This is a genomic window from Bradyrhizobium sp. AUGA SZCCT0283 (genome assembly GCF_018130385.1).
Lineage (GTDB): Bacteria > Pseudomonadota > Alphaproteobacteria > Rhizobiales > Xanthobacteraceae > Bradyrhizobium.
In genome coordinates, this window is record NZ_JAFCLU010000004.1 from 312032 (window position 1) to 329172 (window position 17141).

Consider the following 17141-nt stretch of genomic DNA (forward strand, 5'->3'; position numbering starts at 1 on the left):
TGATCGCTTTGCTCATGCAGGCTACGAGCCGAGCAGGCTTTCGGAACGTCAGCGCCTGCCCACGCGCCATCCCATTTCCCAGAAATCGGCTTCGAGCCGGGTGGCTTCCCGGAAGATCGCGATCAGCTCTGCCTCGCGGGCCGGCGTGGCGTAGAGACCAGCGAGACCTTCGAGATGTGACCGCGCCTTCGCTGCGACCTCCTGGTAGGGCGCCCCGGCATACTCGGCGATCCAGACGCTATATGGGTTTGTTGCAGCGAGCCCATTGGGCCGCGCGGCGAGCCGCGTCGCGATCTCGGCGTAGCCGATGATGCAGGGGGCGAGCGCCACCTTGAGCGCCAGGAGATCGCCGCGCATTCCCGCGTCAAGCACGTAGCGGGTATAGGCCAGCATCTCGACCGCCGGAGCGGCCTGTTCAAGATCGGTGGCTGACAGGCCCCAGCCGGCGCAGAGTTTTACGTGCAGGTTCATCTCGACGTCGAGAATGGCTGAGAGGCCGGCCGCCGCTTCGCGCATGTCGGCGAGGCTGGGCGACTTATAGACCGAGAGCGCGTAGGCGCGGGCAAACTCGATGAGGAACAGGTAATCCTGGACGAGGTAGTGACGAAACGCCGCCTCGGTGAGCGAACCGTCTGCCAGCCCCTCCGTGAAGGGGTGCTCGGTATAGGCCCGCCACTCGGCGGATGCCGCTGCCTTCAGTCGCTCGAAGAAACTCATGATCTTTCGCTGGCCTTTCGTTCCAGGGAGTGCCTGCCGGACTATACCGGCAACTTCCGCTTCTGGTGTGCGCGGCCCTTGATGGCGGATGCCTCGCTGTGCCCTGCGATCACCCGCACGCCCTCGTCGATCCGGGCAGTGATGTTGTCCGGCGTGCAGCCTTGCAGGAAAGCGACGCCGTTCTTGCGGCAGGCCGCCAGGATACGGTCGCGCGCCGCCTGCATTTCCGGGGGATAGGGTTCGGGCGGAATCGTGCGGTAGCCGAGCGAAAGACTCAAATCGCCCGGGCCGATCTCGGCAAATCCCAGCCCCGGCACCGCGAGGATCTGTTCGCAATTGGCGACACCTTCGGGGCTTTCCAGCTTCACTCCCAGCAGCAGTTCCCCTTTCGGATTGAGCGGCCAGGGATCGCAGCGCTCCAGATATTCCTCGGTCGACAGGCCCCAGATCGGCGCCGCGGTGGTTTCCGATCCGCGGCCCCGGGTGCCGATGCCGAGCAGCTTGCGCCCGGCGGCGTCGGTCCCGCCGTCCTTTGCCCGTATCGCTCCCGCCATCCGCGCCATCGGCGAGGGGATCGCAGGATCGACGCCCATCGTGTTGTGTGGATAGCGGCAGGATTCCACGAAGGCGCGCACCGCGTCGGCGGTTTCCGCCTGGCAGAGCAGGATGCCATGCACGCCGCGGCCGAGGATCTGGCGGAACTGCCAGGCGTTGTAACGCACATGTGCGGCGTCGATTCCATTTACCGGCGCCTCGACGATCACGGTCGGCGTGCGGTGCCCCGACCGTGTCGGCCCGGCATCGACCATGCCGCGCATATAGTCGGCAAGGCCGGCCATGTCGAAGCAGCCGTGCTCCATGCCGACATTCATGTAGTCGGCCCAGGTGCCGGCATCGATGCGACCCTGCGCATGGGTCAGCACGTGGCCGCTATGCGGACCGTCATAATAGATCGCCTGATCCTGCTCCAGCAGTTCGACGCAGCGACTGATCCGATTACCCATCAAGGTCTCCTCCGGTGGCTTCTGGCGATGCCAGAGGAAGGCTATCGCGTTTTCACGCGAAGTGGATACCGTGAGATTCGGAAAGTGCCCAGGACCGGACCTTGGATCGGATTTTGGAGCTTTCGCCTCACCAAGCTGCGCGTTCGTTGTTTACGATCCAACAAGTCGGTCCGATGAAACTTGGCATGGAAAATCGCCATGGGGATAACAAGCCATACTGCTGCGCCCACGGCAGCTCTTGCTCTCGGCCTCTTTTTGACGCCGCCGGCTTCCATCGCCACGTCGCTGATCGCGGTCGTCGTCGGCAATCTCAGCCGCACGTCGCCTGCGATGGGTGAGCCGGCCGCACTCACCAAAAAGCAATCGGATGCGCTCGGTACATACAATGATTCACGAAGCCGCTTTGAGCAGATCCTGAGCCAGCGGCGCGCGCAGATCAATTCGAACCAACGGCTGCCAAACCTGCCGGGGCAGGCGCTCTACCTTGCACGCAACAACATGATGAGCGCATACAAGGATCTCACCGACGCTCTTCCGTCCAAAATAGGCAGACCCAACAAATACGGAATCCCTCCGGCGTATTTTAGCGCCGACAATGAGCCGCTGCTCGATGAGTACAGGAGACTGTTCGACCTGATGCAATCGCCGCCCGTCGACGCGCAAAAATCAGATACTCCATTCAAGGACGTTGCCGATTTGGGCACGGCGATTGCGCGAGCCAGGGGCCTTGATGCGGCCAATGCCGAAGCGGCAGGCCGTATCAGCCTGGGGCTGTTCTTTGCCGAGACAAACGGAAATCAAAACATCGGGAATGCGCGCTCGAATAAATATAAGGGCAGCTTGCAAACAGGCGTACCCGAAGATCAAAATGGGCGAAAGAAGTGGGCGGCGATAAGGAAGTCGATAGCGGCATTTGATCCTACACTGATCCTTCGCGACGACAAGGAAGAGGCGCGCGTTGGCAATCAGGATCGTCGGTACAACCACTGGACCGCCGTGCGCGATGGTTTGATGAACGCACATGCGGACATTTTCCCGCAAGTACCGTCGATCGTAAAAACGCTGCCAGATCCGATCGATCAGATGAAGCTCTTTGAGCTAATCCAGATTATTCCCAGCCCGACGAGGTCCGCGCTCGGCTCACGCAACCTGGTCGACTACAGAATTTCCGACCCGAAGGTGATGGCCTATCTACGAAACAACAGCATTTTCACCTTTGGACAGGCGGACAGGGCCAAAACATCTGCAACCTTCCGTGAAATTCTTGATGCGATGTGGCTCTTCAACGACAAGTTTGAACGAGCGATTTCCAAATTCGACGAGATCAAGAAGCAGTCAAAGGGTTGAAGCCGGCAGGTCGGGTTCGGGTGCGAGGCGGGACCGCCACCTCGCCATCAGAGCGGACCGAGCATGGCCCACCGGGGCTCGCAGAATCCCTTCACGGCCGCCGTGACACCGCTGCTGATGATGTCCCGGCGCTCAGGCGAATTCATCTTGAGCTCTTCGTCCCGGTTGATGATCGAGCCCGCCTCGAGCAGGACGGCAGCCATCCGGGTCTTTCTCAGCACGATCAGTTCATCGTAGCGGTAGACGCCGGTTTCCTTGTTCAGCAGTGGACGCTGGTGCCGGCCCATGATGGGCTGGGAATACTGCTTGGCATAATCAAGGCCCTGGGCCTTCATTTCCTTGCCGATCAGTTCGGCGAACGAGAGGCTCGTCTTGAAGTCCGGATTGTTGCGGGAGACGAAGACGGAATAGCCGCTGAAGCGGTCGCTGAAACGGCTTTTCTTCCCCTCGAACTCCCAGTCCTCGAGGAATTTGTTGGGCACGGAGTCATGGTGAATCGACAGCAAGAGATCCGCACCCAGATTGTTGGCGTTGTCGACGCGCTTGACGAGGCTGCGCCTGGCCTTGCCCTCGGTCAGGAGCAGTCTGGTCTCGGAAAAGCCTTCGGCCTTCAGCCTCTCCTCGATCCGCTTCGCAAGGCGCAGATTGAAGACAAACTCGGAGACGTTGCGGGCGCTGATCGCGCCTTCCGATTCGGCGGTATGACCCACGTCCAGAACGATCCGGAACTTCGAGGGATCGCACCGTGGTGCGACCGGTTTCAAAGCGGCAGGGTTCAAGCCGAACGGTCCCCGGGCGGCAAGCTTGACGGTCTGCTGCTTTCGCGAGGCGGCGGGCCTCGTCAAAGTGGCTGGCCTGCGCGTAGTGACGTGCTTTGGCGGTTTAGCTCGTTTTGGCGGTTTGGCTTGCTTTGACGAGCTTTTGAAGACATCCGACAGCCAGCCGGCATCGCTGGCCTCGACCGGCAGAAGCGCCATTGCGGCCATCGCGGCGATGATGGTGCGGCGGCGGGGCCAAAATCCCGAAGCGATACTGCCGAGAACACAAATGAACCCGCGGCGCTTCATGCTCGCCCCCCTCGCGAAGGCCATCATAGCAGCTCGGATCGCTATACCGGAAGAGGCCGGTGACACGGGCTGCGGGTGCTCCGGGCACCCGGCTTTCCCTGCACCTTCCGTCTTTCATGGCGCAAGAACTCAAGCACGGCGGGGGCGCAACGTGTCGCGAGATCGCGACGTCATACTCTGCCGTCATCGTCCGCCATGCGGACTGGGGCGGGCGATCCAGTATTCCAGAGACGCTTCGGTTCAACCGGCATGCCGCGGCGTACTGGATACCCCCCACATGTGCGGGTTATGACGATCTGTGGGTGCGCGCCGTTGCCTTCATCGGCGAAGCCGGGCAATTGAATTGTTTCATTGAGCGGCTGCCCCAACCGCCTGATCCGACATGCTTTTTCAGCGGTCGTTCCACATCGCGGGAAACAAATTCGAGTCCGTTGAGATCGCTGATAGCAGCCGTGATGATCGCATCAGAGCAACACGGTCAAGCGAGGATCGAAATGGCGAAGATGCGAGCGATCGATGCGGCGGTACGGATCCTGGAAAAGGAGGGGGTGACCATCGCCTTCGGTGTTCCCGGAGCTGCGATCAATCCGTTGTACTCCGCGCTGAAGAAGCGCGGCTCGATCGGCCACATCCTGGCGCGGCATGTCGAGGGCGCTTCGCACATGGCCGAGGGCTATACCCGCGCCAAGGCCGGCAATATCGGCGTCTGCATCGGCACGTCAGGTCCGGCCGGCACCGACATGATCACCGGACTTTATTCGGCGATCGCGGACTCGATTCCGATCCTCTGCATTACCGGGCAGGCGCCGCGCGCGCGGCTCTACAAGGAAGACTTTCAGGCCATCGATATCGAATCGATTGCAAAACCGGTGACGAAATGGGCGGTCACCGTGCGCGAGCCGGCGCTGGTGCCGCGCGTGTTCAGCCAGGCGTTTCACATCATGCGTTCGGGCCGTCCCGGACCTGTGCTGATCGACCTTCCGCTCGACGTGCAGCTTGCCGAAATCGAATTCGACGACGAGACCTATGAGCCGCTGGCGGTCTACAAGCCCGCGGCTACGCGGAAGCAGATCGAAAAGGCGCTCGAGATGCTCAACGCCGCGGAACGGCCGCTGATCGTGGCGGGCGGCGGTGTCATCAATGCCGATGCGTCGGAGTTGCTGGTGGCGTTCGCCGAAACCGTCAATGTTCCGGTGGTGCCGACGCTGATGGGGTGGGGCGCCATTCCCGACGATCACGTGCTGATGGCGGGCATGGTCGGCTTGCAGACCAGCCACCGCTACGGCAACGCGACCATGCTGCAATCCGACTTCGTGCTCGGGATCGGCAACCGCTGGGCCAACCGGCACACCGGTTCGATCGAGACCTACACCAAGGGCCGGACGTTCGTGCATGTCGATATCGAGCCGACGCAGATCGGGCGCGTCTTCAATCCCGATTTCGGCATCGTGTCCGACGCCAAGGCGGCGCTGGAATTGTTCGTCACGGTCGCCAGGGAGTGGCGGAAGGCCGGCAAGCTCAGGGAGCGGCAGGCGTGGCCGGCGGCGTGCCAGGACCGCAAGCGCTCGATGCTGCGCAAGAGCCATTTCGACGACATGCCGATCAAGCCGCAGCGCGTCTACGAGGAGATGAACAGGACGTTCGGACGCGACACCTGCTACGTCAGCGTGATCGGGCTGTCGCAGATCGCCGGCGCGCAATTCCTGGGTGTCTACGGCCCGCGCAACTGGATCAATGCCGGGCAGGCCGGTCCGCTCGGCTGGACGTTGCCGGCGGCGCTCGGCGTGCGTGCGGCCGATCCGACCCGCGAGATCGTCGCGCTGTCGGGCGACTATGATTTCCAGTTCCTGATCGAGGAACTCGCGGTCGGCGCGCAGTTCAAATTGCCTTACATCCACGTCGTCGTGAACAACTCCTATCTCGGACTGATCCGCCAGGCGCAGCGCGGCTTCGACATGGATTACCATGTCCAGCTTTCCTTCGAGAACATCAACGCGCCGGAGCTCGGGGTCTATGGCGTCGACCACGTCGCGGTCGCCGAGGGGCTGGGCTGCAAGGCGATCCGCGTCACCGACCCGAACCATGCGCAGGCGGCGTTCGCGACCGCGCGCGAATGGATCGCTGAATTTCAGGTGCCTGTCGTCGTCGAGTTCATTCTCGAACGGGTCACCAACATCTCGATGGGCACCGAGATCGACAACATCGTCGAATTCGAGGAGGTGCTCGATCTGCCGCTGGACGACACGCCGGCCAAATCGAGCGCACCGCAATCCGGCAAGCTGCTGCCGGCATAAATCGAGGAGAGTAGATCGTGCCCAAATTTGCCGCCAATCTCACCATGCTGTTCGGCGAGCAGCCGTTCCTCGATCGCTTCGCTGCCGCCAAGGCCGCCGGCTTCAGCGGGGTGGAATATCTGTTCCCCTATGATTTCGACAAGGCCGAGTTGCGCGAGCAACTGCACCAGCACGGGCTGACGCAAGTCCTGCACAATCTTCCCGCGGGCAACTGGGCGGCGGGCGAGCGCGGCATCGCCATCCTGCCCGACAGGGTTGACGAGTTTCGCGACGGCGTCGCGCGCGCCATCGACTACGCCAAGGCGCTCGATTGCCGTCAGCTCAACTGCCTCGTCGGCATCGCGCCTGATGGCGCAGACGCAATCGATCTCAACGAGGTATTGGTCGGCAATCTGCGCTTCGCCGCGGACGCGCTCGCCAAGGAGCAGATCAAGCTTCTGATCGAGCCGATCAACACGATTGATATCCCGGGCTTCTTTCTGAACAGGACCGGGCAGGCGCTTCAGATCATTGCGGACGTGCGATCGAGCAATCTGTTCGTGCAGTATGACATCTACCACATGCAGGTCATGGAAGGCGACATCGCGCGCACCTTGCAAAAAAACCTGCCGCGCATCGCCCATGTCCAGCTTGCCGATAATCCCGGCCGCAATGAGCCGGGCACCGGCGAGATCAACTATCCCTTCCTGTTCCGCCATCTCGACGCTATTGGTTATCGCGGCTGGGTCGGGTGCGAATACAAGCCGAGGACGACGACGGTCGAGGGCCTCGGTTGGCACGCCGCGCTGACGGCCGATACCTGAACAAGAAGCAAGAAGAGACAAAGGGGAGTTTGAAATGATCGATATCGGTTTCATCGGCCTCGGCACCATGGGGCGCCCGATGGCCGGCCATCTCCAGGCCGCCGGCCATCACCTGTTTCTGCACGATGTAGGGCCGATTGCGCCGGAGCTGGTCGCTGCCGGCGGCGTGGTCTGCAAATCGGGCAAGGAAGTCGCCGAGAAGGCCGACGTCGTCATCATCATGGTGCCTGATACGCCGCATGTCGAAGCGGTGCTGTTCGGGCAGGATGGCGTCGCGGCCGGGCTCTCGAAAGGGCAGATCGTCGTCGACATGAGCTCGATCTCGCCGCTCGCCACCAAGGAATTTGCGAAGAAGGTGGAAGCGCTCGGCGCCGACTATCTTGATGCGCCCGTCTCCGGCGGCGAGGTCGGCGCCAAGGCGGCCAGCCTCACCATCATGGTCGGCGGACCGGAGCGCGCGTTCAACGCCATGAAGCCGGTGTTCGACAAGATGGGCAAGAACGTCACCCTCGTCGGCGGCAATGGCGACGGGCAGACCACCAAGGTCGCCAACCAGATCATCGTGGCCCTGACGATTGAGGCGGTCGGTGAGGCGCTGTTGTTCGCGTCGAAAGCCGGCGCGGATCCGGCGCTGGTGCGGCAGGCGCTGATGGGCGGCTTTGCATCGTCGCGAATTCTCGAAGTGCATGGCGAGCGCATGGTGAAACGCAATTTTGAACCGGGCTTCCGCATCGAACTGCACCAGAAGGATCTCAACCTCGCGCTGGAGGGCGCGCGTGCGCTCGGCATTTCCTTGCCGAGCACGGCGGTGGCCCAGCAATTGTTCAGTTCCTGCGCCGCCCATGGCGGCAAGGCGTGGGACCATTCGGGCATGGTGCGTGCCCTGGAGATGATGGCGAACCACCAGGTCGCCAAAGGCTGATCGTTCAAGACTCGATTAAGACTGGAACTCCCCTGTGACTGGAACCGCGTCGAAATTTCGGCGCGGCCCTTTTTGCTGCCGCATTGGAACCGGAACATCTCACGCTTCCGGTGGTTGAGACGCATCGTCAATTCACTGGAGGATGCGATGAACAATCGTTTGGCTGTTTCGCTGATTGCCGCCTCGTTGCTGATCCCCGGCGCGGCTTTTGCTCAGTCGACCACTGCCCAAGGTGCGGCGGAAGGCGCTGCGAGGGGTGGTGAAGCCGCAGGTCCTGTCGGCGCCATCGTCGGCGGCACCGTGGGTGCTGCGGTCGGCGCGGCCGTGGAAATTCCGAACGCCGTGATCACGTCGATCCCGCGCGATCGTTCTGTCGTGGTTCGTGAGGAGTTGGTGGTGGGCGAGCCGCTGCCGCCGACCGTCGAACTGCGTACGGTGCCGCGGCACACCGAATACCGCTATGCGGTCGTCAATGATCGCCGTGTGATCGTGGAGCCGCGCACGCGCAGGGTCATCAGGATCCTCGACTAACGAAGACGGCTTTCTGAAATAGATCCTCGCGGGGTGTTGTCCCCGCGAGGATTTTTTGCGGCGGGGGCTAGGGCAGCGATCGCTGGGTTCGCCTGATCGTCCAGTCGAGCGCCGCAGCAGCCGCAAGGCCGAGGGATGCCGCCAGCGTGTCGACCACAAAGTCTTGCATGCGTGCGTGCCGGCCGGGCGCCAGGAACTGCAGGATTTCGATCAGGCCGGCGAAGGCGATGACGAAGGCCGCCGTGTGCAACCGGTTGCGTGTGTGGGCCAGTCCGCAAGCCAGTCCCAGCAGCACGAAGGCAAGCGCGTGCTCGCCGTTCTGTCCCAGGCTTGAATGTGGCCGTTGTTCCGCGGGGCCGAGCGTCGCAAAGGCGATGGCGGCGGCAAGGCCCCAGGCGAATAGTCGAAGGATGATCGTCATCGCGGTGGCATAGCACGATTTATGTGCTGGATACCCCTGTGCGCGAACGGCCGATGCCTGTGGTTAATTGCCCTCAGAGCGGCTCCCGTACGCCCATACCGTGCATGAAGCGCTCGCGGATTTGCACGGGATCGCGGCGGGTGGTGCCGACGCCCGGCTTGTCGTCGATGCGTACGCCGATCAGCGTCGGGCCTGCGTCCGACATGGACTCTTCGATCAGGCGCTCGAAATCGTCTTCGTCCGCCGCCCAGCTGCTGTTGGTGAGCCCGCTCGCGACAGCAATCGCGACGATGTCGGCGACGGCGGCCCCCGGCGTCGGTTGCGCGCCGGTGATCTGGTAGATGCCGTTGTCCATCACCACCATGGTGAGGTTTTTCGGCGCCAGCGTCGCGATCGTCGAGAGCGAACCCAGTTGCATCAACAGCGAGCCGTCGCCCTCCAGCGCAAACACCCGACGATCCGGTTGCGCCAACGCCACCCCGAGCGCGATCGGGAAGGCGAGGCCCATGCTGCCAAGCATGTAGAAATTCTGCGGCCGGTGGCCGGCGGCCCACAGGTCGAAATTGGTATTGCCGATGCCGCCGATTACGGCTTCCTCGTGCTTCAGCTTCGCGATCAGCCGCGAGGTGAGATCGAAACGGCTCATCACCTTGGTATTGCGGGCAGGGGTGTTGGCGCTGTTCATGGGATCGCTCACTTGTCGAAGACCTTGCCGCCGGTCAAAAGCGGCGAGAGGATCAGCGCCACCGGCGCCTGCGTGGTGATGGCCTGCTTGATGGAGCGGTCGACGATGAACTCGAACTCATCGAGCCGCGTCGCGGTGTGGTGCTCCATGGCGAGCGAATCCAGCACCGGGCGCATGGTGCGGCACACCAGCGACTGGCCGTAATTGAATTCGCCGAGCGTGCCGCGTTCGGACACGAACATGATCAGCGGGATCTGATAGGGGATGGCCAGCGACGCCAGCACGTTCGCCAGCGTGGCAAATCCCGAAGTCTGCATCAGCACCGCGCTTCGCATGCCGCCCATCCAGGCGCCTGCGACGATACCGACCGCTTCCTCCTCACGCGCGGTGGGGAAAGTCGTGAAGAAGGGGTCGGCGTGCAGGTTCTTGATCAACGTCGTCAGAACGCGGTCGGGCACGTAGGGCACCAGGCGGATATCGTTGCGCTTGAGCGTTTGCAGCACGATGCCTTGCCAGCTCTTCTCAGAGGTTTCGGGCGAGGTTTTTTCCTCCGCAACCGCCATTTTGGTCTCCTTTACCGCGACGATCTTTCGTTCGCTACCCGCGACGATCTTTCGTTCGCGCGCATCCCTTGAGCGGCGAAACTTGACGCCATCGGCGGGATTGTCAACATGTCCTGATCGTATCCGGCTCTGCGCCCCGTGGCGCTATGTCAGGTATGCGATGATGTGAGATAATAAGAAAAATATCGGGAGGGGCCATGGCTGACGGTATTCGGACTGCTGTCAACGCCGCGGCGCTGGCCGCTGCGGCCGGGCCACCCGCAATTCCGCTGAGATTTGTCACCTGATCGTGGTCCCGAGCGGCCATCCGCTCGTCAAGCCCTACGCTCTACCGAACTGAAAGTTGCCAGCAAACATGACCGTCAACAACAAGCGCGTGTTCTACGTCAAATATCTCGCCCACGAGATCTATATCGATATCCTTAAAAGCCGCGCCGATGTTCGGCTCGACCGGCTGGAGAACGACAGTCCGGATGCGGTCGCAGCGCCCATCCTGTCAGCGGCGCATGCCTATCAGGTCGGAGCGGCGCGCGACGAGATCGCAAGACATTTCCATGTCGATCAGGATTTGCTGAAGCGGGCGCCGAACCTGCTGATCGTGTCCTCGAACGGCGCGGGCTTCGATCCCGTTGATGTCGATGCCTGCACGGCGGCGGGCGTGCTCGTCGTCAATCAATCCGGCGGCAATGCCAATTCGGTCGCCGAGCATGCGCTCGGGATGATGCTGACGCTGTCCAAGCGCATCCTCGAGGCCGACCGCGCGCTGCGCCGTGAGGCCAACGTCAATCGAAATTCGCTGATCGGCAATGAGGTTCAGGGCAAGACCGTCGGCATCGTCGGGATCGGCAATGTCGGCCGCCGCATCGCGGAGCTGTGCAACGGCCTGCTGCACATGAAGGTGATCGCCTACGATCCGTATCTGACCGCGGAAGAAATCGCCGCCCGCGGCGGCGAGAAGGTCGAGCTTCACGATCTGATGCGCCGCTCGGATTTCGTCTCGATCTCATGTCCGCTGGCCAAGGACAGTCGTCGCATGATCGGCGCCCGCGAATTCGCGCTGATGCAGCCGCACGCATTTTTCATCACCACCGCGCGCGGCTTCATTCACGATGAGGAGGCGCTGTACGAGGCATTGCGCGACAAGCGGATTGCGGGAGCCGGGCTCGACGTCTGGGACAAGGAGCCGCCGCCGCCGGAGCATCCGCTTCTGCAGTTCGACAATGTGCTGGCCAGCCCGCACACGGCGGGTGTGACGAAGGAAGCGCGCGTGAACATGGGCAGGATCGCCGCTGAACAGATTCTCGACGCGCTCGACGGCAAGCGCCCGCCGCGCGTCGTCAATCCCGAGGTGTGGCCGACGTACGTGAAGCGCTTCGAGCGGGCGTTCGGATTTGTGCCGAAATAGGCTATTCACCTCCACGAAAGACGATCCCATGATGGCCGAACCGGCAGATCGCTTTTATGAGTCCCAGGGGCTGCGGTTGCACTATGTCGACTGGGGCAACGAAGCCGCGCCGCCCCTGATCCTGGTCCATGGCGGGCTCGACCATTGCCGCAACTGGGATGCGATCGCGCGGGAATTGCAGCCGCATTTCCATATCATGGCCCCGGATCTGCGCGGACACGGCGATTCCGAATGGGCGAAGGGAAGCAGCTACAGTCTGACCGACAATGTCTATGACCTCACCCGGCTGATGCGCTTTGCGGCGCTGCAGGATGCCGCGATCGTCGGCCACTCGATGGGCGGCATGGTCGCACAAGCCTATGCCGGCACCTATCCGGAGAAAGTATCGCGCCTGGTCGTCCTGGATGGCGCTTTCCTGTCGGGCTCGCAGCCGGCGCCGATCGCCGAGCAGATGTCGCGCTGGATCGAGCAGCTCGACCGTATCTCGGAGTATCAACCGAGCGCGTTCCGGACGATCGAGGAGGCGGCGAAGCGATTGTCGGCTCGTAATAGGCGGTTGACACCGGCGCTGGCGCTTCATCTTGCCCGGCACGGCGTTCGGAAGGGCGCTGACGGCCTCTATCGCTGGAAGTTCGATCATTATCAGCGGGCGAGGGCGCCGTATCGACTGTCAGCGGACGACTATGCCGCCTTGTGGTCGCGCATCACCTGTCCCACCCTGTTGATGTGGGGCGACGAAAGCTTTCTGCCCGATCCTGAAGCCGCGGGCTTGCTCGCGCATTTCAAGGGAGTCGAGTTGCAGAAGATCGCAGGCGCCGGACATTGGCTCCATCATGACCGGCTTGATGTGGTCCTCGCATCGCTGCGGCGGTTTCTTTGTGCGACGCAGCCTGCTCAAGCACGGTGAGATGAAAGATGTCTGACAAGATTCGTCATGTCCGCCAGCTAAGCCCGGAGTCCGCAGGCGAGGCGCCGGGCCGCGGGCGTCTTCAGGGCCGCAAGATTCTGGTCGTCGGCGGCGGACAGCGGACGTTCGACGCCGCCACCGATCCCGTTGGAAACGGCCGGGCGATGTCGCTGCTATTTGCGCGAGAAGGGGCCCATGTCGCGGTCGCCGACGTGAATCGCGCCAGCGCCGATGACACCGTCCAGCGCATCTTGGCCGAGGGAGGCCGGGCGTTTTCGATCGAAGCCAACATCGCGCGCGAACAAGATGTCAACCGGATGATCGACGAGGCGATGGATGGTCTCGGCGGCATTGATGGCATGGTGCTCAATGTCGGCATCGGAGTTGGGGCGCTCGGCCTCGACGGCGTGGATCTCAAGGAGTGGAACGACACGTTCGCGGTCAACCTGACCGGCCCGATGCTCTGCTGCCGCAAGGCGCTCAAGCACATCGCCGACGGGTCCTCGATCGTGTTCATCTCGTCGATCGCAGCGCTTCGTTCCGGTTCGCAGCTGATCGCCTATGACGCGTCGAAAGCGGCGCTTGGCGGGCTGATGCGCAATGTCGCGAAGGAAGGCGCCAGGCGCGGCATTCGCGCCAACATCATCTACCCGGGCCTGGTCGATACGCCGCTCGGCCGGCACACCAGCGCCGGCCGGCCATCGCGAAGCGCGGCGGGCGTGCCGTTCGGGCGGATGGCGACAGGCTGGGAAATCGCCTACGCGGCGCTGTTTTTCATCTCCGATGAGAGCGTTTACGTCAACGCACAGGCGCTGGCGGTCGACAGCGGCATCACCGGGCTATGAGCCAAAATCCGAGGAGAAGATTTCATCCGCGGGCAGGTCGATCGGGGCAATAAATCCACTGCCGAACAGCCTCCGGACGAAGCGCGCATTGCTATTTTCCCAGACATCTCGACTAGTTAGCCGGGTGAGACCATTTTCCAGGTGCGCCCTCGTTCCACCGGCGCCCATGGAAGATGTCAATGCGACAGGTTCGTTCATTTCTGCGCAACGCCCCGTCCCGGATCGGACGCCGCTTGGCCCAGATCGTAGCCATCGCCGCCGCCAGCCTGCCGGCCGCCGGCGCATAAGGCGCGCGACCTTTACTTCTCCGCCATCACGTTTACTTCCGCCAGTGCCTGATCGAGCGTCTCGGCGAGCAGGTCGGCATGTTCGGTGCCGAACACCAGCGGCGGACGGATCTTGAGCACGTTGCCGTGCGGTCCGGCGGAACTGATCAGAACACGCCGTTCGCGCAGCAAGTTCACGACACGCGTGGCCTCCGCTGTGGCGGGCGTTTCCGTTGGGCCACCGTGCCGCAGCTCGACGCCGACGAATAGCCCGGCACCGCGGATTTCCGCGATCAATGGATGTCGCGCCTGTAGCTGCCTGAGCAATTTGACCAGATAGCCACCGGTGTTTTGCGCGTTCTGCATCAACCCTTCGGACTCGATCACGTCGAGCACCGCGATGCCGGCTGCGGCGGAAACCGGGTTGCCGCCAAAGGTGTTGAAGTAGCGCGACCGACGGCCAAACTCCGCCAGCAGTTCAGGACGCGCCGCCATCCCGGCAACCGGATGTCCGTTGCCCATCGGTTTGCCCATAGTGACGAGATCGGGCACGAGGCCGTGGCGGGCAAAGCCCCACATCCCTCCGCCGCAGCGGCCGAAGCCGGGTTGCACCTCGTCGGCGATGAACAGCGCGCCTTCCGCCCGGACGGCTTCGACCGCGGGGCGCAGAAAGCCGGGGGGGTCGGCGAACACGCCGTCGCTGGAAAAAATGGTGTCGACCAGAAGCGCTGCCGGACGGATGCCGCTCTTCTTCATGTCGGCCAATGCGTCACTGACGTGACCGGCAAAGATTTCGCCGGCGTTTGTGGCCGAACCCGGCGCCGGCACGAGCCGCGCGTGACTTCCTTCCGGAAGCGGAAGTCCGAGCGAGGGAGACAACTCGGCCAGCGCGCTGGTGACGCCGTGATAGGCGTTTGCGGTGACGATAAAGCCGGTGCCGCCGGTGCAGGTTCGCGCGACGCGCAAGGCGAGGTCGTTGGCCTCGCTGCCGGTGCAGGTGAACATGACGTGACCGATCTGGGGCGGAAACGTCGCGAGCAGTTTTTCCGCGAAGTTGAGCACGGTCTCGTGCAGGTAGCGCGTATGCGTATTGAGCACGGCGGCCTGCCGCGCAATCGCCTGCACGATTTGCGGGTGGCAGTGCCCGACGGAGGCAACATTGTTGTAGGCGTCCAGATAACGGTGTCCGGCAGCGTCGTGGAGCCAGACGCCTTCGCCGCGCACGAACTGGACCGGCTGGTCGTAGAATAGCCGATACGCCGGGCCGAGCAGCCGGTTTCGCCGCGCGATCATGTCTTGTGTCGAAATGGCTTCGTCCGTGGCGGACATATCTCTATCCCACATTGCAGGCGCGTTGAATCTGAGAGGCGGCCTGGTCTCGCGACAGCGTCGCCATGCGCTGCAGCCGCGCCCAGGCCGCGGCATTGTTGCGCAAAATGTAGTCCCGGTTAGCAGGATAACGGGCAGCTCGCCAACTGCTGATCACGACCGTCATGGCCATACGCGTGGCGATCAGGTCGAACAGCACGCTGAATTCGGCCGGCTCCAGCGGCAGCACCGCATGGTAGGCCGCGATCATTTCGCAGGCCGGAGCAAGCGGATCGTCGTTGTCGGCAACCTGATACGCCGCTGCGATCGCAAGGTCGTTGACCCGCGCCGTGCAGGTGAGGTCGCCGAAATCGATGATCCCGGCAACGACGGCATGGGTTTCGGGGTCGACGACAACGTTGTGCGGGTTGAGGTCGTTATGGACGGGCTGGTTCGGCAACTGTGGAAGGATGGGCCGCGCGCGGGTTTCGAAACCGCCGAGCACGTCCTCGACCAGACCGCGCCGTTCAGCCGGGACGGCGTCGATCAGCGGGCGCAGTTCGGCGGCGTGCTGAAGGTCCCACAGCAATTTGTGATTTGCCCCGCCATGCCTGAAATCGCCAAGACCCCGCGCGAGCCGTGCGGCGCAGCGGCCGAGATCACGCCGCAGCGCCGTCGACTCTGCGACCGCATGCATCGGGGTTCCCGCTAGATACGACAACAGGCGGACTACGCGGGTTGAGCCGTCACCGAACGTGACATCAAGCTCCGTCATGCCGTTCCGCGCCGGAAAGATGCGCGGGACCGGCAGGCCGGGGTCCGCAGCAGCGAGGTGGAGCAGGGCCTCCGTCTGCAGGTTGGTCACCGCGCGGTCTTCCGCGGGGTTGGCAATCTTCAGGACATATTCGCGGCCACTCAGCGAATGCAGCCGAAAGTTTTGATCGCGCTCACTGTCAAGCCGGTGCACGGCGGCGATCAGGCCGTAATGCTCGGCCGCCAGTCGTTGGGCCTGCGTTTCCGGAATGGCGGATGCGGCGCGCAGCGTGTCGATCGGGTGAGTGGCAACCGTCGCAGGAGACTGGTCCGGCACTAGAATATTCATGGGTGTCGCTCAGTAGCCGCGTTCGCGGTCGATGGAGTGCGGTGGGCGCCGGCCGGCTCGTATCGCTTCCGCCGTCGCGCGAAACGTCGCCCCGATCGCTTCCACGCTCACTTCGCATGCATCGTGCGGCGTGACGACAATGCGGGGATGTCGCCAGAACGGATGCCGCGGTGCCAATGGTTCGGCCGCGAACACATCAAGCGCAGCGCCGGCCAACTGGCCGTCTTCCAGCGCAGCGAGCAGATCGGCTTCGACCAGATGCTCGCCGCGGCCGACCTGGATCAGGTAGCCACCACGATACATTCGGGCGAATGTCTTGCGGTTGAGGATGCCCTTGGTCTCCGGCGTCAGTGGCAGCAGGTTCACGAGAACCTCGGTCTGGCCGAGCATGGCATCGAGGCCTGCGGCGCCATGAAAGCCACGCACGCCTTGCGGCGCAGGCTTTGCGGTCCGGCTCCACGCCATGACCGGAAAACCAAGCAAAGCAAGATCGGCGGCGACCCGGCGGCCGATCTCGCCAAAGCCGAGAATGCCGACCGGCACGTCCTGCGCCCGGCGCAGGCCGAGACGCTGCCAGCGTTGCTCGCGCTGCTGCGCTTGATAGGTCGCAAAGCGCCGCTGATGCCCGATCACGTGCCAGGCAACGAAACCCGACATCATCTGCGCCTGCGCCGGGTCGACGACGCGGATCACGTCGACATCGGGGCGCAGGCTGGGACACGCCAAGATGTTGTCGACGCCGGCGCCGATCGAGCAGACCGCCTGCAGATTGGGATAGCGTTCGAATGCGTCATCCGGTGGATGCCAGGCCACCGCCAGCCGGACGTCCGTTGCCGGCCCCTCGTGCGGATGGCTGATGATTTCGATACGGTCGGCGGCGCGGATGAATTGCGGGCCGAGATAGCCGCGAAGATCGAGGCTCTTGCTAACCAGGACGCAGCGCATCGTTCGTGG

At 63.2% G+C, this 17141-nt stretch carries 18 protein-coding genes; 8 read left to right on the forward strand and 10 right to left on the reverse strand.

The features are described from left to right. Positions 1-48: 48 nt before the first annotated feature. Together tenA and JQ624_RS08780 are read right to left on the reverse strand one after the other, a co-directional pair. Positions 49-717, reverse strand: a complete 669-nt coding sequence (gene tenA, locus JQ624_RS08775) for a thiaminase II (protein WP_212418458.1) — start codon at positions 715-717, stop codon at positions 49-51. A gap of 41 nt (positions 718-758) precedes the next feature. Continuing rightward, positions 759-1721 (reverse strand): aldolase/citrate lyase family protein, encoded by a 963-nt coding sequence (locus JQ624_RS08780; protein WP_212418459.1) that lies wholly within the window; start codon positions 1719-1721, stop codon positions 759-761. A 198-nt stretch (positions 1722-1919) separates the two neighbouring features. On the opposite strand from JQ624_RS08780, the gene JQ624_RS08785 reads away from it, so the two are divergent. Continuing rightward, positions 1920-3068, forward strand: a complete 1149-nt coding sequence (locus JQ624_RS08785) for a hypothetical protein (RefSeq protein WP_212418460.1) — start codon at positions 1920-1922, stop codon at positions 3066-3068. Positions 3069-3115: 47 nt separating this feature from the next. On the opposite strand, the gene JQ624_RS08790 is transcribed toward JQ624_RS08785, so the two are convergent. Beyond that, a complete protein-coding gene (locus tag JQ624_RS08790) occupies positions 3116-4135 on the reverse strand; it encodes an N-acetylmuramoyl-L-alanine amidase (RefSeq protein ID WP_312014394.1) in 1020 nt (339 codons plus the stop codon). A 494-nt stretch (positions 4136-4629) separates the two neighbouring features. Here JQ624_RS08790 and gcl point away from each other — a divergent pair, with 494 nt between their 5' ends. From gcl to JQ624_RS08810, 4 genes are all read left to right on the forward strand, one after another. After that, positions 4630-6429 (forward strand): glyoxylate carboligase, encoded by a 1800-nt coding sequence (gcl, locus tag JQ624_RS08795; protein WP_212418461.1) that lies wholly within the window; start codon positions 4630-4632, stop codon positions 6427-6429. Positions 6430-6446: 17 nt separating this feature from the next. After that, positions 6447-7232 carry a hydroxypyruvate isomerase gene (gene hyi, locus JQ624_RS08800; RefSeq protein WP_212418462.1) on the forward strand — a complete coding sequence of 262 codons (786 nt, stop codon included), beginning with the start codon at positions 6447-6449 and terminating at the stop codon, positions 7230-7232. A gap of 34 nt (positions 7233-7266) precedes the next feature. Further along, on the forward strand, positions 7267-8154 hold the full coding sequence (locus tag JQ624_RS08805; RefSeq protein WP_212418463.1) for a 2-hydroxy-3-oxopropionate reductase: 888 nt from the start codon (positions 7267-7269) through the stop codon (positions 8152-8154). A 147-nt stretch (positions 8155-8301) separates the two neighbouring features. Next, a complete protein-coding gene (locus JQ624_RS08810; RefSeq protein WP_212418464.1) occupies positions 8302-8685 on the forward strand; it encodes a DUF1236 domain-containing protein in 384 nt (127 codons plus the stop codon). Between the two features lie 67 nt (positions 8686-8752). On the opposite strand, the gene JQ624_RS08815 is transcribed toward JQ624_RS08810, so the two are convergent. From JQ624_RS08815 to JQ624_RS08825, 3 genes are all read right to left on the reverse strand, one after another. Beyond that, entirely contained in the window at positions 8753-9106 is a 354-nt protein-coding gene (locus JQ624_RS08815; protein ID WP_212418465.1) for a VanZ family protein, read from the reverse strand. 73 nt (positions 9107-9179) lie between these two features. After that, complete coding sequence (locus JQ624_RS08820) at positions 9180-9791, reverse strand: thiamine pyrophosphate-dependent enzyme (protein WP_212418466.1); 612 nt, start codon at positions 9789-9791, stop codon at positions 9180-9182. An 8-nt stretch (positions 9792-9799) separates the two neighbouring features. Beyond that, positions 9800-10354 (reverse strand): thiamine pyrophosphate-binding protein, encoded by a 555-nt coding sequence (locus JQ624_RS08825; RefSeq protein WP_212418467.1) that lies wholly within the window; start codon positions 10352-10354, stop codon positions 9800-9802. A 355-nt stretch (positions 10355-10709) separates the two neighbouring features. On the opposite strand from JQ624_RS08825, the gene JQ624_RS08830 reads away from it, so the two are divergent. Genes JQ624_RS08830 through JQ624_RS08840 form a run of 3 tightly spaced genes read left to right on the forward strand, consistent with a single transcriptional unit; the run spans position 10710 to position 13511 of the window. After that, entirely contained in the window at positions 10710-11759 is a 1050-nt protein-coding gene (locus tag JQ624_RS08830; RefSeq protein WP_212418468.1) for a hydroxyacid dehydrogenase, read from the forward strand. 31 nt (positions 11760-11790) lie between these two features. Next, positions 11791-12666 carry an alpha/beta hydrolase gene (locus JQ624_RS08835; RefSeq protein WP_312014395.1) on the forward strand — a complete coding sequence of 292 codons (876 nt, stop codon included), beginning with the start codon at positions 11791-11793 and terminating at the stop codon, positions 12664-12666. Positions 12667-12674: 8 nt separating this feature from the next. Further along, a complete protein-coding gene (locus JQ624_RS08840; RefSeq protein WP_212418470.1) occupies positions 12675-13511 on the forward strand; it encodes an SDR family NAD(P)-dependent oxidoreductase in 837 nt (278 codons plus the stop codon). Here the strand turns inward: JQ624_RS08840 and JQ624_RS08845 are convergent. From JQ624_RS08845 to JQ624_RS08860, 4 genes are all read right to left on the reverse strand, one after another. Continuing rightward, the gene (locus tag JQ624_RS08845) at positions 13506-13709 is read right to left on the reverse strand and encodes a hypothetical protein (protein WP_212418471.1); all 204 of its coding nucleotides are present in this window, start codon (positions 13707-13709) and stop codon (positions 13506-13508) included. The two genes, JQ624_RS08840 and JQ624_RS08845, sit on opposite strands and share 6 nt — an antisense overlap. Before the next feature lie 101 nt (positions 13710-13810). Further along, on the reverse strand, positions 13811-15106 hold the full coding sequence (locus JQ624_RS08850; RefSeq protein WP_212418472.1) for an aspartate aminotransferase family protein: 1296 nt from the start codon (positions 15104-15106) through the stop codon (positions 13811-13813). 4 nt (positions 15107-15110) lie between these two features. Continuing rightward, positions 15111-16187 carry a phosphotransferase gene (locus JQ624_RS08855; protein WP_212418473.1) on the reverse strand — a complete coding sequence of 359 codons (1077 nt, stop codon included), beginning with the start codon at positions 16185-16187 and terminating at the stop codon, positions 15111-15113. 9 nt (positions 16188-16196) lie between these two features. Beyond that, on the reverse strand, positions 16197-17132 hold the full coding sequence (locus JQ624_RS08860) for a glyoxylate/hydroxypyruvate reductase A (protein WP_212418474.1): 936 nt from the start codon (positions 17130-17132) through the stop codon (positions 16197-16199). Positions 17133-17141: the final 9 nt, after the last annotated feature.

What these genes read in the sequence shown, in the direction of transcription:
- JQ624_RS08840 (WP_212418470.1), top strand. Translation starts at nt 12,675, where the DNA reads ATGTCTGACAAGATTCGTCATGTCCGCCAGCTAAGCCCGGAGTCCGCA.
- JQ624_RS08820 (WP_212418466.1), bottom strand. Translation starts at nt 9,791, where the DNA reads ATGAACAGCGCCAACACCCCTGCCCGCAATACCAAGGTGATGAGCCGT.
- JQ624_RS08855 (WP_212418473.1), bottom strand. Translation starts at nt 16,187, where the DNA reads ATGAATATTCTAGTGCCGGACCAGTCTCCTGCGACGGTTGCCACTCAC.
- JQ624_RS08815 (WP_212418465.1), bottom strand. Translation starts at nt 9,106, where the DNA reads ATGACGATCATCCTTCGACTATTCGCCTGGGGCCTTGCCGCCGCCATC.
- JQ624_RS08830 (WP_212418468.1), top strand. Translation starts at nt 10,710, where the DNA reads ATGACCGTCAACAACAAGCGCGTGTTCTACGTCAAATATCTCGCCCAC.
- JQ624_RS08780 (WP_212418459.1), bottom strand. Translation starts at nt 1,721, where the DNA reads ATGGGTAATCGGATCAGTCGCTGCGTCGAACTGCTGGAGCAGGATCAG.
- gcl (WP_212418461.1), top strand. Translation starts at nt 4,630, where the DNA reads ATGGCGAAGATGCGAGCGATCGATGCGGCGGTACGGATCCTGGAAAAG.
- JQ624_RS08860 (WP_212418474.1), bottom strand. Translation starts at nt 17,132, where the DNA reads ATGCGCTGCGTCCTGGTTAGCAAGAGCCTCGATCTTCGCGGCTATCTC.
- JQ624_RS08845 (WP_212418471.1), bottom strand. Translation starts at nt 13,709, where the DNA reads ATGAACGAACCTGTCGCATTGACATCTTCCATGGGCGCCGGTGGAACG.
- JQ624_RS08850 (WP_212418472.1), bottom strand. Translation starts at nt 15,106, where the DNA reads ATGTCCGCCACGGACGAAGCCATTTCGACACAAGACATGATCGCGCGG.
- JQ624_RS08810 (WP_212418464.1), top strand. Translation starts at nt 8,302, where the DNA reads ATGAACAATCGTTTGGCTGTTTCGCTGATTGCCGCCTCGTTGCTGATC.
- JQ624_RS08785 (WP_212418460.1), top strand. Translation starts at nt 1,920, where the DNA reads ATGGGGATAACAAGCCATACTGCTGCGCCCACGGCAGCTCTTGCTCTC.
- JQ624_RS08825 (WP_212418467.1), bottom strand. Translation starts at nt 10,354, where the DNA reads ATGGCGGTTGCGGAGGAAAAAACCTCGCCCGAAACCTCTGAGAAGAGC.
- JQ624_RS08835 (WP_312014395.1), top strand. Translation starts at nt 11,791, where the DNA reads ATGGCCGAACCGGCAGATCGCTTTTATGAGTCCCAGGGGCTGCGGTTG.
- JQ624_RS08805 (WP_212418463.1), top strand. Translation starts at nt 7,267, where the DNA reads ATGATCGATATCGGTTTCATCGGCCTCGGCACCATGGGGCGCCCGATG.
- tenA (WP_212418458.1), bottom strand. Translation starts at nt 717, where the DNA reads ATGAGTTTCTTCGAGCGACTGAAGGCAGCGGCATCCGCCGAGTGGCGG.
- JQ624_RS08790 (WP_312014394.1), bottom strand. Translation starts at nt 4,135, where the DNA reads ATGAAGCGCCGCGGGTTCATTTGTGTTCTCGGCAGTATCGCTTCGGGA.